Here is a 14,376-nt window from a genome sequence, read left to right as displayed (position 1 = left end):
TCCCAATACGATAATGTATGGATATTGCATGGATAAAGAATGCGTGCAAGCACGCGCGAACGAGTCTCGTTCGTTGACCTAAACCGCCTCGCCGCAAGCGCGGCGGAAGCGGCGCACGGTCTCCGCCATGCCGTATTCCAGCGCATCCGCCGTCAGCCCGTGGCCGATCGAAACCTCGGCGAGCGCCGGGATGTGCTTTGCCAAGAGCGGCAGGTTGGCTACGGTCAGGTCATGGCCGGCATTGACGGCGAGGCCGAGGCCGAGCGCGATCTCCGCCGTTCGGCCGAGTTCGCTGGCGATCCGTTCGGTCTTCTCGGGATCATCGTAGCAGCCGCCATAGGGGCCGGTGTAAAGCTCGATCCGGTCCGCCCCGGTCTCCTTGGCGATCTTCAGCGCCTCCGGATCCGGATCGCCATCGGCGAACAGCGAGACGCGGAACCCCTTTTTCTTCAGCCGCCCGACCACATGCCCAAGCAGGTTATGGTTCTTGCGAAAATCCCAGCCGTGATCGGAGGTCGCCTGCGCCGGATCGTCCGGCACCAGCGTCACCTGCTCCGGCTCGTGCCGCTCGACCAATTGAAGGAAATCCTCGTTCGGAAAGCCTTCCATGTTGAATTCCGCCTGCGGAAACTCGTCGTCGATCAGGTTGCGGATCGGCTGCAGGTCGGAGAACCGGATGTGGCGCTGGTCCGGGCGCGGGTGCACGGTCAACCCGCTCGCCCCCGCCTGCAGCGCGATGCGGCCTAGGCCGGTAACGGACGGCCACGGAAGATCGCGCCGGTTGCGCAACATCGCGACGGCATTGAGATTCACGGACAGTTTTGCTGGCATGTCGAAACTTTCAGAGAGGCGGGCAACGTCATCGGTGCCTGTTCTACCCCAGATTTTACAAAACCGGAATCGCCGTTTTGCAGGTTTTGTCCGCGCCTTTCTGACAAGGGCAAAGCGTTTTGACACAAGTAGATTATGTTGATATCAACGTGTTTAGCCTACTCGAGGCAGGATGAAGGTAAATCGCAGAGAGCGAGAGGAGAGCGATCATGACGACCACACTCATCCCGGCGCAGGAACTGGCGGCGAGGAATCACGCCAGCCTTCCCAACGAAAGTGCGGAGTATCGGCGGGCGCGCAACGCGCTACTTGCAGAGGAAATCGAGCTCAGGCGCCATATCGAGCGCGTGGCCGGCTTGCGCCGGCAATTGCCGCCCGGCGGCGAAGTCACCAGGGAATATCGTTTCGTGGGCGAGAACGGACCCGTCATCCTCGCCGACCTTTTCGGCGACAAGGACACGCTCGTCATCTACAGTTACATGTTCGGTCCGAAGCGCGAAAGACCCTGCCCCATGTGCACCTCTTTGATGGGAGCATGGGAAGGCAAGGTGCCTGATATCGAGCAGCGCGTGGCGCTCGCCTTGGTCGCCCGCTCGCCGATCGAGCGGCTGGTGGAGGCCAAGAAGGCGCGCGGCTGGACTCAGTTGAAGGTCTATTCCGACGGAGACGGCGCCTTCACCCGCGACTATGTCAGCGCCGAGGATGCTGATGTCCCCGGCTACACGGTCTTCACCCGCCGCGACGGCACCATCCGGCATTTCTGGAGCGCTGAGATGAACGACAAGATGGCCGACCCCGGCCAGGACCCGCGCGACGCACCGGACCTCGACCCGCTGTGGACCCTTCTCGACACCACGCCTGAAGGCCGCGGCAAGGACTGGTATCCGAAGCTCGACTACCGCAACGGCGGGTGAATGCCGAACAGCGCGCGCCGCGCATTCCTCGCGCCCAGGCGTTGCGTTCAAGATCGTGAGTCGCGCTCTCGGGGCGGTGCGGGCATGCGGCCTGCCGCCCCCGCAGCATGCGGTGAGTCGCACTTAAGAAAAGTGCGACTTATCGCCATCGAACCTGACAACCGCCATTTTTGGACTTAAGCTCCGAATCAGATTTAGGTTGTTTTTTCCCGGCGATCTCTGTCCCGGCATTCCGCCGCATCCCTTGGAGCAACATCGATGACGCCAGCCGAAAGGCCCTGCGACGAGACGATCCGGCTGGCGCTGCGCCGGATCCTCGACAGCCGCGGCTTTCGGCGGTCCGAAAGACTGCGCGCTTTCCTTGCCTACGTCGTCGAGAAGGAAATGATCGGCGAAGGCGCGCAACTCAAGGGATATTCGATCGGCGTCGACGTCTTCGGCCGCGATCAGACCTTCGATGCAGATGGCGACCCACTTGTCCGCGTCCATGCCGGCAAGTTGCGCAAGCTGCTCAAGACCTTCTACGACACCGACGGCGCCGACGAAAAGTGGCAGATCACCATTCCGAAGGGAACCTATGTCCCGGAGTACCGCCGCGTGCATGGCGCCGCTGCCGAGACGGTCGCGGCTTCGGTCCAGCAGGAAAAGAGCGCCCGCCGACCGTCATCCGGACGCCGTGCTCCCTGGCAGCCGGCCCCCTTCTCTTCTCCATGGGCGGTGCTGAGCGTCCTGCCGCTGCTGCTCTTTGCGCCCCTGCCCTCCCCCGAGATGACGCTGGACATCGACGCGGAGGCCAAGCTCGTCGACGGGCCGATGGCCGCCATCCGCGGCTTGCCATCCGTCCGCGTCAGCGTAACCGGCCCCGAACACAAGGGCACCAGACATTTCGCAAAGGCGCTGCGCGAGGCCGCACTTCGCCATAAGACGCTTGCCCGGGCGAGCGCGGTCGAGGGCGAAGGCGCCCCCGCCTCCAGCAATCAGGCTCTGGCCTTCTCGATCAATCTCACCTGGTACGACGCCCCTGCAGCGGGCATCCGCATCACGCTCTCGCATGACGGCGAAGGCATTCCGCTGCGGCACGATTTCATCACCGCGGAACGGCTGACGAGCGAGCCGGACATTCTCTACGAGAGTACCTCGCTTGCCGCACAGCTTTTTGCGCTTAATGGCGAGATATACGCCCATGCCGCCGCTGAGAAGGTTCAGAGCACGCTCATGGAATGCATGACCGCGACGGCGCGCTACCGCCGGCTGCTCACGCGCGACAGCTTCCAGAAGGCCTGGGACTGCCAGCAGAAGCTCGGTCCGCTCAAGGGCGACGAGCCATTCTTCATCATTTCCGCCAACAGCCCGCTCAAGATCATCGGCCACTAGAGCATCCTGCTTTCAGGTGGTATCGCTGAAAGCAGATGCTCTACATTTGAAGTTCTAGAGCACCCTTTGCGCGTTCCGCTGCACACGCGATGCTTTTGGCTCTGCTGGTGCGACGCGTGAGAGCGCGTTTTTCCCTGCAATATTAAGACTGTTCATTTGCGTGATTCGCACTTACCGTGTGTGCGTGCGTTGGATTTCATGCCGGGTTGCTCACTGGAGCACCGCGCGTTCGGCGAACGCGTAACGGGGTTCCAGCTAGTCGGACCTGCGGCGTCTTGGGTTTGGTCGCAGGCATGCACATTGGTCAGCAGTAACCGCGCCTTGCGCGGATGTGTCCCACGAGCAGCAGGTGTCGAGGTCGGCGACCGGCCGGACGCTTGGCTGGAGGAGAAGGTCTTGATCGGCGGGTTGCTACGCCTTCCAGACGCTCAAGTGGGGGACATTGGACATGCCGCAAGATTCCTGGAAACAGGCGGGCGCCAAGGACGATCCTGTCGGCTTCCTGCCGCAACTGCCCGTTCCATACCATGGCCCGGACGACCGGCTCGCCATCGCCGAGATGGCGGAGGTCTTCGGTGTGACGCACCGGACGTTGCATTTCTACGAAGAGAAAGGCTTGCTGACCGCCGCCCGCATGGGACCGATGCGCGTCTATGGCGAGGATCACATCCGCCGCATGGCGGTAATTAACGCCTGCCGGGAAATCGACATGCCGATCGCCGCGATCCAGGAACTGATGGCGGCACTCGACCGGGCGGAAAACCAGGAGCAGGCCGACGAAATGTTCGACGCCGCCCTGCAGGCGCGCCGCCGCGAGCTCGCCGCCCAGCAATCGATCCTGCGCCGCCAGATGCAGAAGATCGCCGAGTTGCTCGAAGGGAGATCGGTGGAAGGCGACGACGTCGCGACGGCAGCGGAGCATGCCCATCTGTCGCCGATCGAATCCGACTGCCTGGGCTTCATGGCCGAAGGTTATCCGGCCTCGCGCATCGCCCGGCTGATGGACATGGACCTTACCGCGGCGCTCACGCTTGAATCCGGGATCATCCGCAAGTTCGGCGCTCACAATCGCTTCCAGGCTGTCGCCAAGGCGGTTCTCGCCGGGGTGATCGCGTCGGAATAGAGATCGAACGAAGTGATAACGCTGACCACAGACCGATACGGCCTGTCGCAATATTTGACGAGCAGAACAGGCCCGCGCAGTTGTCATCGCCCCTGCGCAGCAGTAGTATTTTGCCCGCAGCCGTGTACGTCTTTATCCACCGACTGCATGTCTTGTCAGCAATATGCTTCTGATCGAGCAGAAGAGCCTCTCGAAATTCGAGAGCCATATTCAGAAGCTTATTTCCATCCGGCGCCAGTAAATGGCGTGTCCGCCGATCTTTATTGAATTCGGCCGGATATACTTGGAGGAAAAAATGAGCAAGCTCACGACAATTGTCATTCTCGCAGGCGGCCTCGCCCTGTCTGGCTGCCAATCTGTGATGACAGGATCGACCGGACGCGCTACCGAGTTCGGTTGCATCGCCGGCACGGTCGGCGGCGCGGTCGTCGGCGGCTTTGCCGGCGCGGCGATCGGTTCGGGAAGCGGTCAGCTCTGGGCCGTCGGCAGCGGCGCCGCGCTGGGCGCGGCGGGCGGCAATGCCTTGACCTGCTATTGATACGAAGGGCCGGAATGATGAAAAGACTCGTCCTGCTGACTGCATTCGCATTCTCGCAGGCCCTTGCGGCCGTGGCGCAAAATCAACCGGCGGCCATGAACCAGGGCCATATGGATCGGCTCGACCGTGACAGGAACGGCGCGGTCGACCAATCCGAATACCAGGCCTTCATGACCTCGGCCTTCACGAGTCTGGACAAGAACAAGGACGGCAGCCTGCGCTCCGAAGAAGTGACGCAGGTTCTGAACACGCAGCAGTTTGCCGCTACCGACGCCAACCGCGACGGCAGGCTCAGCCAAAACGAGTTCCTGAACCGGGTCATGGCCGACTTCAAGACAGCCGACCGCAGCGGCGACGGCAATCTTCAGTAGAAGACGTGCCGGCGCATTCGGCGAGCGCGATCAGCCAACGCTATCGGCCGTTGCGCGCCTACTGCATGTTTCCTTGACGAAGCCGATTTAAGGAAAACATGCAGCAACTCAAAGCGCTACAGCGCCGCGCGTCTGATAAGATGCGCGGCGCTGTAGTGCTAGCCGCCTTACGGCTTCTGGCATTCGGGCAGGCGCCGCGGCTTTTCAAATTTGCCCAGATGCTCCTCTGTAAGACAAAGCGGAAAGCCCGCCAGCCGCATTGTCTCCACAAGGCGCCGATGCTCGGCCTCGTTGTAGCCCGGATCGTTGTTCATCAGCTCGGCGTTGAGGTCTGGAAAAACCTTCAGCGCCTGCTCGACCCAAGACTTCGCCTCGGCGGTTCGCCCGAGAGCGGCTAGGGAGCCCGCCTTTAAGACCCATTTATCGCGGTTGTAGTTGGCCGTCATCAGACGGTCGAGCATGCGGAGGCTGTCTTCGTAACGGCCTGCCATGAAATAGGCATAGGCAAACGGGCCCGAGGCCCACATCGGATAGTTCGGATCGAGTCTTATCGCCTGTTCGATCAGTTCAGCGCCACGCTCGGCTTCGCCAAGCGTTGATGCCAAGCCGATATAGAAAATCAGGATTTCCGCCGCCCCCGGCGCCAGGCGAAGTGCGGTGTCGAATTCGGCCTTCGCGCGCACAAAGTCGCCCCTCCCTCCCAGGCTCATCCCTAGAACCGCGTGCGCTTCGGGGTCGCCCGGGTCAAGTCGAACCGCCATTTCTGCGGCTTCGTCGGCCTTGCGCGTTGCCGTGTCCCAGTCGGCACCAAAGCTCCGCCATATGCAATAGGAGTGGAAGAGCTCCGCCCAGGCGCGCGCCAGCCCGGGATCGATTTCAACGGCGCGCGTGAGGAGCCGGATGGCTTCTTCCACGTCGGCCTTGGTGAAGAGTTCCAGTTTCTCGGTACCCAGCAGATAGAGCTCGTAGGCCGATAGATTTTCCGGTTGTTTGCGGCGGGCGGCATTGCGCCCCGTCTCTTGTATAAGCCCCGCGCCGCCGCCGAGCCGGTTGGCAATTTGTTCGGCGATTTCGTTCTGGATGGCGAAGATATCCTTGTCCGGCCGATCCCAACGATTGGACCAGATGTCTTCGCCGCTGGCCGCATCGATCAGGCGTGCGGCAATGCGGGCTCGACCTGCCTCCCGCTGGATCGAGCCTTCGATGACATAGCCGACATGCAATGCGGCTGCGACTTCCCGCGGATCGACGGCTTTCCCTTTGTAGGCGGCCGTCGAGTTGCTGCCGATGACTGCGTATTCAGGAAAGCGCACCAGATCGGTAATGATGTCCTCGGTGAGCCCGTCGGCAAGGCGCTGGGCGGCCTCGTCGCCGATGCTATTGAATGGCAATACGGCGACCGACGGCACGCGGCTGCGCTGCGCGTCATCACGATCGGGCCTGAGGAGCGGCCAACCGACAACAACGGCGATCATCGCCAAGCAAATCGCCGCAACGGCCGCCTTCCACCTCCACCGTTTCGGCGGAACCCGAGCGGCCTCGGCTTGCGACACAGACAGCATATAGCCCCGTTTCGGCACCGTACGGATGACCGTATGCGCGTTGTCGCCGAACGCCCTGCGAATGTCGGCGATGCATTGCACGAGGCTGTCGTCGGTCACCGCGACACGACCCCACACTGCTTCGATCAGTTCGTCTTTGGTCACGACCCGTCCGGCATGGTCGGCCAGATATCTCAGCACGGCAAAAGCCTGCGGCCGCAACGTCACGTCGCGACCTTGACCATCATGCAACAGCCCCACGCGAAATCCGCGGTTATGCCGTTGCATGTGAAGGCATCAGGTAACCGGGCATCCATGCCGCGTCCTCCGTCTGCCGGGCAATTCTTGGAAACGCCGCGTCCAAATATTAGCAAACACTTGGGCTGCCTGAAATGCCGCCCGATGTGGTGCTTCGGGATAATTTCGGCAATTGATCGGCGCCCCTTCGTTACTTCATCCGCGCAATCGACACAGATTGATTGATCCGGCACATCAGTCCGGATCGAGGGACTCGGATGATCCAAACGCCAACAATGCCTTCTGCCTTGTTCGCAGCCGGAGCCTTTCTTGGCCTCCTCACTCATGTCGAAGCGCATCCGACCGCCAGCGACTGGACCTATCCGCCGGCATGCTGCAAGGGCGATCATTCCACCGGTGACTGCCAGGCCATTCCAGGAAGAGATGTCAGCAAAGGCCGACATGGATTTACGGTGGTACTCCATCCAGGCGACCACCACCTGGTGACGAAAAAGCAGCGCTTCCTGATCCCCTATGGAGACGAAATTCCATCGGGCGACAACGACTATCACATCTGCCTTCACCCCACGGAGGAGCACATGAACTGCTTCTTTGCGCCCCCTGACGGAGTTTGAAGCATTGCCGTGCGTCTTTTCAGACGCACGAAGGACGCTATAGCACTTTGAATTGCTGCATGTTTCTTTAAATCCGTTACGATTTAAGGAAACATGCAGTAACGCGAAGAACCATCTTCGAAGATGAGTGGCAAAACGCCGGAAACAACTTGCGCTCATCTTCATCCGTTTAACGTTAAATCAATATTTTTAGCAAACTCTGGTTGCACAGATCGGGGACGTGGAAGACGCTTGGACGGCTTCGACCGCCTCGCGGTCGGCGCCGCCATCATCATCGTGGCGGCGGCAACCATCGGCTGGATTCGCGACAGGACGGGGGCGACGACTCGGATCGTCACCGCAATGGCCCACGCGGCCACCGTTGCCCTTCTCGTCTTTGCTTTTTCAGGCTCGCCGCTGCAGATCGACATGCATATGTATTTCTTCGCCAGCCTCGCGATCTGCGCCGCCTGGATCGACTGGCGTGCGATCGTCGGCTATGCGGCGCTCGTCAGCGTTCATCATCTGCTGCTCTATTTTGTCTCGCCTTTCGCGGTTTTCCCGCAAAGCTCGGATTTTTCGCGCATGCTGCTCCACGCCGTCATCCTGACGCTGGAAAGCGCGGTTCTCATCGCGATGGTCTTTTTCCCTGGTTTCCGCGTTGGTTTCGGCGGAAAAGGCGACGCACGAAGCCGAAGAAGCCCATCGTCAAAACACCGAGATGGCTGAGCAAGCGAGAGCGGCCGACTTCCAGGCCGAAGCCGAGCGGGTTCGCCTCACGGCGGAAGCGGAAGAGGCCGCGCGCATGCGTCTGCAAGAGGCCACGTCCGGACTTGGCGCCGGCCCTCGCCGGCTGGCAGCGGGCGATCTTGCCTTCCAGCTCACCGAGCCTTTCGCACAGGATTTCGAGGCGCTTCGCCACGATCTGAACGGGGCGGTCTCGCAACTCAGTGCGACCTTGAAAGGCGTGGCGCGGGCTGCCGGCGCCATTGATGGCAACTCGCGCGATATCAGCCGGAGCTCCGGCGAACTCTCGACGCGCACCGAGCGGCAGGCCGCGTCGCTGGAAGAGACCGCAGCCGCCCTCGGCCAGATCACCGTCAATGTCACTCACGCGTCCAAGCGGGCGGAGGAAGCTCGCGTCGTCGCGGCGCAGGCCAATACCAGCGCCTTGCAGTCCGGCAGGATCGTCTCCGAAGCCGTCGACGCCATGGGCCGGATCGAACAATCGTCGACCCAGATCTCCAGCATTATCGGCGTCATCGACGACATCGCCTTCCAGACCAATCTGCTGGCCTTGAATGCCGGCGTTTTGGTCGCGCGAGCCGGCGAAGCGGGCAAGGGATTTGCCGTCGTCGCACAGGAATTGCGCGAACTGGCGCAGCGCTCCGCCCAGGCTGCCAAGGAGATCAAGGAACTCATCCGCAATTCAAGCGCCGAGGTCCAGAACGGGGTCAAGCTGGTCAGCGAGACCGGTGCGACGCTGAGCGCGATCGAAACCTATATCGTGACCGTCAACGAGCACATGGACGCAATCGCGCTCGCCGCGCGCGAACAGTCCTCGGAACTCGCCGGCGTCAACGCCGCCGTCACCCAGATGGACCAGGTAACGCAACGGAACGCAGCCATGGTCGAGGAGGCGACCGCCGCAGGCGCAGCGCTTGCCGACGCGGCGGCGCAGATTCGCGAACTGATCGGACATTTCCAACTGGGGGATACGGCACGGAACACCGCGGCGGCGCACCGCGTCTCCGGGCTCCAGAAGGTCGCCTAACGCTTGGCGATCCCGGCAATGCTTTGTCGGGATCGCAATAAGCCCCCTACGGCGCGGTGCAAAACTGTATTTCAATCAATCGCGATGCCGCCGCGCCTGAAGGCGAGACTGAAGCGCGGTCGAGGCTTGCGAAGGCATTACCGGACGATCGTCAGCCGTTCCGCCGCGCGGGTGATCGCCGTGTAGAGCCAGCGTTCGCGCGTGTCGCGAAAGGCATAGCTCTCGTCGAAGAGCACGACATTGTTCCACTGCGAGCCCTGCGCCTTGTGCACCGTCAGCGCGTAGCCGTAGTCGAACTCGTCGTAGCGCTTGCGGGTGGACCAGGGGATTTCTCCCTCGACATCCTCGAAGACCGCCTTCAGGAGCTTGATCTTCGCCGCGCCGCGATCCATGTCGTCGTCTTCCGGGCGGATCATCAGGTTGATGCCCGGCTTCACGGTTTCCTTCGACGAGCTCATCACCTGCCAGAGCGAGCCGTTGAGCAACCCCTTGGCCGGGTCGTTCCGAAGGCAGACGAGCTTGTCGCCGGATTGCGGATATTCGCTGGTGAAGCCTTTCAGCTCGCGAAGCCGCTGGTTGTAGCGCCGCCGCGTCCGGTTGGTGCCGACGAGCACCTGGTCGGCCTCGAGCACCAGTTCCTGCGTCACCTGCCCGCGCCCTATCACCTGCGCGGTGCCGTAGTCGCCATGCATGATCTCGCTGCCCTCGCGCACCTGCATGGCAAGCTGGATGATCGGATTGTCGCGTGCCTGCCGGTGGATATCGGTCAGCAGATAGTCCGGCTCCTGATTGGTGAAATAGCCGCCGCCCGAAACCGGTGGCAACTGTCCCGGATCGCCGAGAACGAGGATCGGCGTGCCGAAGCTCATCAGGTCCTTGCCGAGCGCCTCATCGACCATCGAGCATTCGTCGACGATCATCAGCGCCGCCTTGGCCACCGGGCTCTGCCGGTTGATCGAGAACATCGGCGCGATCGAGGTCTTGCCGGTTTCCTCGTCCTCCACCTCCTCCTCGCCGCGCGGGCGATAGATCAGCGAATGGATGGTCTTGGCATTGCTCGCGCCCTTGGAGCGCAGCACCTGCGCGGCCTTGCCGGTGAAGGCGGCAAACAGCACCTCGCCGTCCACATGCTCGGCGAAATGGCGGGCAAGTGTGGTTTTGCCGGTTCCGGCATAGCCGAACAGCCGGAAGAGCGGCGAACGCCCTTCCTTCAGCCAGCGCGAAACGGCCTTCAGGGCCTCATCCTGTTGCGGAGCGAACTGCATGGCCCGCAGTGTCAGGATTCGGGGGCCGTGCGCAAGTGCGGAATTCTCATGACCGCTTACCCCCGGGCGGCAAGCCTAAAAAAATCCCGGGGCGACTGTGGCACTTTTTTGCAGTGCGCCTTGAACGTCGGTCGCCAATGCTCCTACTGTACAGTGCAAGGGATGCTGGGCACTTCGAAACCGCGCATATGCTTTTTCCGAAAATCGATTTCCGATTTTCCGGTTATGGGCTACCAACCGTTGCATAGCTGCGCCGCCATGTCGTTCGTCCGCCGCACCCGCCGGAGAACACCCGGAGAAGGCCCTTGAGACCGGAACACCCCGCAATCCCCTCCCCGCAGGAAAATGCAGGGATCGGTCGGCTGCCGTCTGGGCTGCAGTGGTGCGTGCTCGTGCCCCTTTCGCTCGTCTTCGCGGCGATCCTTGAAACGATCGGCATGCCGGCCGCCCTGTTGATGGGGCCGATGATCGCCGCCGCGCTCGTCGGCGTGAATGGCGGCACGGTCCGCCTGCCCCGCCAGTTCTACTTCTGCGTCCAGTTCATCCTCGCAATGATGATCGCCGGCTCGATGAAGCCAGGCCTGCTGGTCGCCTTTTCCGGCAACTGGCCCCTCTTCCTTGCCGTCGTCCTCTCCGTCATCGGCGTCAGCACGCTTTGCGGCTGGACCATGACGCGAATGCGCATCCTGCCGGGCACGACCGCGATCTGGGGCTCTTCGGCTGGCGCCGCCTCGACAATGCTCCTAATGGCGGACGCCTATGGTGCCGATGCGAGGCTTGTCGCTTTCATGCAATATCTGCGCGTCGTCTTCGTGGCGAGCGCCGCGACCTTGGTCGCGCACATGTGGGTCACCGGCGCCGAGGTGCAGACGGCGACCGACTGGTTCGCGCCGATTGCCGGCCTCCCCTTCCTGGCAACGCTTGCCGTCGGGCTCGCCGGCGGCTTCCTCGGCAAGTTCCTCCGCGTGCCGGCCGGCACCTTCCTCGTGCCCTTCGCTATCGGCTCCGTTCTCAACATCACCGGCACGCTGACGACCGAGCTGCCGCAATGGTTGCTGGCGCTTTGCTCCATCATGCTGGGGTGGAACATCGGCCTCGGCTTCACCCGCCCGATCCTGACACATGCCCGCCGGGCGCTGCTTCCGACGGTCATTTCCATCCTCGTGCTGATGACCTTTTCCGGACTGCTGGCGGCCCTCTTGATCGTTGCCGCTGGCATCGATCCGCTGACGGCCTACCTCGCAACCAGTCCCGGTGGCCTCGATTCGATCGCCGTCATCGCCACGTCGAGCAATGTCGACGTGTCTTTCGTCATGGCACTGCAGACAGTGCGGGTGCTGATCATCACCCTGCTCGGTCCGACGCTCGCCCGCTTCATCGCAGATCGAGCTTAGTCGCGCGCATTGCCTCGCCGGGCAGACGAAGAGCTCCCCCACAAGGCGTCGGTTACGCCCCCTGGGCAACGTCGCCGCAACCATCACGAGCGCCGAGGGAATAAATCCGCTACCCTCCGTGTCTCACCTGCGAACCTGCCAGAAACATGGTTCCGTTTCGGCGGGAGCGGGATGATGAAACCCTCGCCTCCGCCGCAGAAATCTATCGAGGAAGGAAAGCTCCCATGAGAACGTTTCCATTAGCCATCGCTATTTGCCTTGCTGCAAGCGCTTCCGCCCTTGCCGCGCCGCCGGTCAAGACCGTCGAATCGGAAAAGGGCAATGTGCTGGCCGCAGCGAACGGCATGACGCTCTATACATACAGAGACGACCAGAAGGGCGTCTCCAACTGCTATGATGCCTGCGCCAAGAATTGGCCGCCTTTCATGGTGGAAGGCAATGCGACAGCTGAGGGCGCCTATTCGATCGTCGAGCGCAAGGACGGCGCCAAGCAATGGGCGAAGGACGGGATGCCGCTTTATTTCTGGGTGAAGGACAAGAAGATGGGTGACGTCACCGGTGACGGCGTGAAGGGCGAATGGGATGTCGCACGGCCGTGACGGTCAGGAGGGCAGCACGGGGACGGAACCTTCCGTCCCCGACCCATTCGAAGAAAATGTCCTTGCCTTGATGCCGGCGCTTCGGCGCTATTCGCGCAGCCTCACCCGGTCCGATCCGGACGGTGAGGACCTGCTCCAGGACTGCGTCGAGAAGGTTCTGGCGCGGCGCGCGCAATGGCGGGGGGTGAACCTGCGCGCCTGGGCCTTCACGATCATGACCAATCTCTACCGCAACCGGCACAGGCATTGGGTGCAGCATCCGGAAGTGGAGCTCGATGACGAACTCGGCCTCGCTTCCGAGGCAGACGACGCCGACCCGCTGGAGAAGTTGCGTCTCGAACGCGCGCTGGACCGGCTTTCGGCGGAAAACCGCTCGGTGCTGATGCTGGTGGTGATTGAAGGCTACCGGTACCAGGACGTGGCGGACATGATGGCGATCCCGATCGGCACGGTGATGTCGCGCCTGTCGCGCGCCCGCCGCCAGCTTGCCGAAGCGATGAAGGACGACAATGTGATTGCCCTGCGGAGACCGAAATGACGGACGAATTCAATACTGTCTCCGAAGACGAGCTGCACGCCTATGTCGATGGCCACCTGAGCCAGCCGGAGCGCAATCGCATCGAGGCATGGCTCGAAAAGCATCCGGCCCGCGCGGAGGAAGTGCGTCAATGGCAGGCGCAGGCCACAGCCCTGAAATCGCATTTCGCCAGCTATGCCCGCAGCGACGAACGGGACCGCTCTCTTTTGGCTACGGGCCGGGCAAGAGCCAGGACGGGGGCGACATCCCGCCGTCATATCCTTGGCCGCCTCGCCGCCGGTATCCTGATCTTTGCCGCCGGCGCGCTCACAGGCCTCTATGCGCCCGCGACCATCGCCCCCGACCGGCCGCTTGAGATCGCTCAAGGCCCGGATACGCTGCCGCGGCAGGCGCAGTCGGCCTTCCTCATCTATGCGAGCGAGGTGCGCCACCCGGTCGAGGTTGGCGCCGACGAGCGGGCGCATCTCGCCACCTGGCTCGGCAAGCGGCTCGATTACCAGCTGAGGATTCCCGATCTCTCCGCGCTCGGCTTCTCGCTCGTCGGGGGCCGGCTGGTTCCGGTCAACGGCAAGGCGGGCGCGATGCTTATGTATGAGGACGGCACCGGTCAGCGGCTGACCGTCCTTCTCGGCCGCAACACCGACAACCGCGAAACGAGCTTCCGTATTGCGAGCCAGGGCGGGGTCGAGACCTTCTACTGGATCGATGGCACGATAGGCTATGCCGTCACCGGCGAAGTACCGCGCGACCTTTTGCAGAGGGTCGCCGACGAATGTTACCGGCAGTTCGAGGGCTCATCGGCGTCGTAAGAAGAGCATCGTGGCGGCATTGCCGGGCGGCCGGATGACGGCAAGGACACCTCACCGGCTTCGGCACGTTCATCTCAACGGATCGTTCTCGATAACGATGGGCTTGCCGTGCGGCGTGGCTTCGGCCGCGCGCTGCCAGCTTCGGGTCAGCGCTTCGAGTTCACGCCCGGAAGCAATGGAGAGCTCCGTTACCAGGCGGGAAAGCGCGGCGACCCAGCAATCGTAATAGTCGCTCGCGTCGGCCTTGCGGCCTGGCCTGTAGAGCTCGGCCGAGAGCGTTTCCGCCCACTCGCCCCAGGAAAACACGCCCTGCTCGTGCAGCCGGACGGTCATGGCGAAAACGGTCGCCTGCCAGGGCTCGGCAAAGACCGGATCGCCGTCCGCCGACTTCGGCAGTTCGGCGGAGGCGAGCAGCGGGGAACGAGGAAAAGTAGACACCGGTTTGCCGTCCGTA

General features: G+C 62.5%; 15 protein-coding genes and 1 pseudogene. 12 read left to right on the top strand and 4 right to left on the bottom strand.

Annotated features, from left to right (window positions below):
* Positions 1 to 78 precede the first annotated feature (78 nt).
* Positions 79 to 831, bottom strand: a complete 753-nt coding sequence (locus QN219_RS09980) for a pyridoxine 5'-phosphate synthase (RefSeq protein ID WP_283999457.1) — start codon at positions 829 to 831, stop codon at positions 79 to 81.
* A gap of 209 nt (positions 832 to 1,040) precedes the next feature.
* Here QN219_RS09980 and QN219_RS09975 point away from each other — a divergent pair, with 209 nt between their 5' ends.
* The 5 genes from QN219_RS09975 to QN219_RS09955 all read left to right on the top strand — a co-directional run bounded on the left by QN219_RS09975 (position 1,041) and on the right by QN219_RS09955 (position 5,151).
* Positions 1,041 to 1,745 carry a DUF899 family protein gene (locus QN219_RS09975; RefSeq protein WP_283999456.1) on the top strand — a complete coding sequence of 235 codons (705 nt, stop codon included), beginning with the start codon at positions 1,041 to 1,043 and terminating at the stop codon, positions 1,743 to 1,745.
* Between the two features lie 258 nt (positions 1,746 to 2,003).
* Positions 2,004 to 3,119, top strand: a complete 1,116-nt coding sequence (locus QN219_RS09970) for a hypothetical protein (RefSeq protein ID WP_283999455.1) — start codon at positions 2,004 to 2,006, stop codon at positions 3,117 to 3,119.
* Positions 3,120 to 3,567: 448 nt separating this feature from the next.
* A complete protein-coding gene (locus QN219_RS09965) occupies positions 3,568 to 4,242 on the top strand; it encodes a MerR family transcriptional regulator (protein WP_283999454.1) in 675 nt (224 codons plus the stop codon).
* Positions 4,243 to 4,537: 295 nt separating this feature from the next.
* A complete protein-coding gene (locus QN219_RS09960) occupies positions 4,538 to 4,780 on the top strand; it encodes a glycine zipper 2TM domain-containing protein (protein ID WP_283999453.1) in 243 nt (80 codons plus the stop codon).
* Positions 4,781 to 4,797: 17 nt separating this feature from the next.
* Positions 4,798 to 5,151 (top strand): EF-hand domain-containing protein, encoded by a 354-nt coding sequence (locus tag QN219_RS09955; RefSeq protein WP_283999511.1) that lies wholly within the window; start codon positions 4,798 to 4,800, stop codon positions 5,149 to 5,151.
* 167 nt (positions 5,152 to 5,318) lie between these two features.
* On the opposite strand, the gene QN219_RS09950 is transcribed toward QN219_RS09955, so the two are convergent.
* On the bottom strand, positions 5,319 to 6,953 hold the full coding sequence (locus QN219_RS09950; protein ID WP_283999452.1) for a winged helix-turn-helix domain-containing protein: 1,635 nt from the start codon (positions 6,951 to 6,953) through the stop codon (positions 5,319 to 5,321).
* A 272-nt stretch (positions 6,954 to 7,225) separates the two neighbouring features.
* On the opposite strand from QN219_RS09950, the gene QN219_RS09945 reads away from it, so the two are divergent.
* From QN219_RS09945 to QN219_RS09935, 3 genes and pseudogenes are all read left to right on the top strand, one after another.
* Positions 7,226 to 7,564, top strand: coding sequence for a hypothetical protein (locus QN219_RS09945; RefSeq protein ID WP_283999509.1), 339 nt, complete (start codon positions 7,226 to 7,228; stop codon positions 7,562 to 7,564).
* Between the two features lie 231 nt (positions 7,565 to 7,795).
* Positions 7,796 to 8,272, top strand: coding sequence for a hypothetical protein (locus tag QN219_RS09940; protein WP_283999451.1), 477 nt, complete (start codon positions 7,796 to 7,798; stop codon positions 8,270 to 8,272).
* Positions 8,220 to 9,317: pseudogene (locus QN219_RS09935) on the top strand (methyl-accepting chemotaxis protein); the annotation flags it as partial. The gene QN219_RS09940 and the pseudogene QN219_RS09935, both read left to right, overlap by 53 nt.
* A gap of 137 nt (positions 9,318 to 9,454) precedes the next feature.
* Here the strand turns inward: QN219_RS09935 and QN219_RS09930 are convergent.
* Positions 9,455 to 10,582 carry an ATP-dependent RecD-like DNA helicase gene (locus QN219_RS09930; RefSeq protein WP_283999450.1) on the bottom strand — a complete coding sequence of 376 codons (1,128 nt, stop codon included), beginning with the start codon at positions 10,580 to 10,582 and terminating at the stop codon, positions 9,455 to 9,457.
* A gap of 305 nt (positions 10,583 to 10,887) precedes the next feature.
* Here QN219_RS09930 and QN219_RS09925 point away from each other — a divergent pair, with 305 nt between their 5' ends.
* The 4 genes from QN219_RS09925 (at position 10,888) to QN219_RS09910 (ending at position 13,922) form a co-directional block, all read left to right on the top strand.
* Positions 10,888 to 11,976, top strand: a complete 1,089-nt coding sequence (locus tag QN219_RS09925; RefSeq protein ID WP_283999449.1) for an AbrB family transcriptional regulator — start codon at positions 10,888 to 10,890, stop codon at positions 11,974 to 11,976.
* A 224-nt stretch (positions 11,977 to 12,200) separates the two neighbouring features.
* Complete coding sequence (locus QN219_RS09920; RefSeq protein ID WP_283999448.1) at positions 12,201 to 12,575, top strand: hypothetical protein; 375 nt, start codon at positions 12,201 to 12,203, stop codon at positions 12,573 to 12,575.
* Positions 12,559 to 13,113: an RNA polymerase sigma factor gene (locus QN219_RS09915; RefSeq protein WP_283999447.1), complete on the top strand. Its 555-nt coding sequence runs from the start codon at positions 12,559 to 12,561 to the stop codon at positions 13,111 to 13,113. Before QN219_RS09920 ends, QN219_RS09915 begins: the two co-directional genes overlap by 17 nt.
* Positions 13,110 to 13,922 (top strand): anti-sigma factor, encoded by an 813-nt coding sequence (locus QN219_RS09910; protein WP_283999446.1) that lies wholly within the window; start codon positions 13,110 to 13,112, stop codon positions 13,920 to 13,922. Before QN219_RS09915 ends, QN219_RS09910 begins: the two co-directional genes overlap by 4 nt.
* A gap of 69 nt (positions 13,923 to 13,991) precedes the next feature.
* Here QN219_RS09910 and QN219_RS09905 read toward each other — a convergent pair whose 3' ends face one another.
* Entirely contained in the window at positions 13,992 to 14,360 is a 369-nt protein-coding gene (locus QN219_RS09905) for a nitrile hydratase accessory protein (RefSeq protein WP_283999507.1), read from the bottom strand.
* Between the last annotated feature and the right edge of the window lie 16 nt (positions 14,361 to 14,376).

This window comes from Sinorhizobium sp. 8-89, from assembly GCF_030124325.1.
Taxonomy (GTDB): domain Bacteria; phylum Pseudomonadota; class Alphaproteobacteria; order Rhizobiales; family Rhizobiaceae; genus Sinorhizobium.
Note: the sequence above shows the minus strand (reverse complement) of the source record. Positions and strands in the feature narration are given on the sequence as shown.

Excerpts from the sequence above, each read along its gene's own strand:
- QN219_RS09980 (WP_283999457.1), bottom strand. The coding sequence starts at position 831 with ATGCCAGCAAAACTGTCCGTGAATCTCAATGCCGTCGCGATGTTGCGC.
- QN219_RS09975 (WP_283999456.1), top strand. The coding sequence starts at position 1,041 with ATGACGACCACACTCATCCCGGCGCAGGAACTGGCGGCGAGGAATCAC.
- QN219_RS09970 (WP_283999455.1), top strand. The coding sequence starts at position 2,004 with ATGACGCCAGCCGAAAGGCCCTGCGACGAGACGATCCGGCTGGCGCTG.
- QN219_RS09965 (WP_283999454.1), top strand. The coding sequence starts at position 3,568 with ATGCCGCAAGATTCCTGGAAACAGGCGGGCGCCAAGGACGATCCTGTC.
- QN219_RS09960 (WP_283999453.1), top strand. The coding sequence starts at position 4,538 with ATGAGCAAGCTCACGACAATTGTCATTCTCGCAGGCGGCCTCGCCCTG.
- QN219_RS09955 (WP_283999511.1), top strand. The coding sequence starts at position 4,798 with ATGAAAAGACTCGTCCTGCTGACTGCATTCGCATTCTCGCAGGCCCTT.
- QN219_RS09945 (WP_283999509.1), top strand. The coding sequence starts at position 7,226 with ATGCCTTCTGCCTTGTTCGCAGCCGGAGCCTTTCTTGGCCTCCTCACT.
- QN219_RS09930 (WP_283999450.1), bottom strand. The coding sequence starts at position 10,582 with ATGCAGTTCGCTCCGCAACAGGATGAGGCCCTGAAGGCCGTTTCGCGC.
- QN219_RS09920 (WP_283999448.1), top strand. The coding sequence starts at position 12,201 with ATGAGAACGTTTCCATTAGCCATCGCTATTTGCCTTGCTGCAAGCGCT.
- QN219_RS09915 (WP_283999447.1), top strand. The coding sequence starts at position 12,559 with ATGTCGCACGGCCGTGACGGTCAGGAGGGCAGCACGGGGACGGAACCT.
- QN219_RS09910 (WP_283999446.1), top strand. The coding sequence starts at position 13,110 with ATGACGGACGAATTCAATACTGTCTCCGAAGACGAGCTGCACGCCTAT.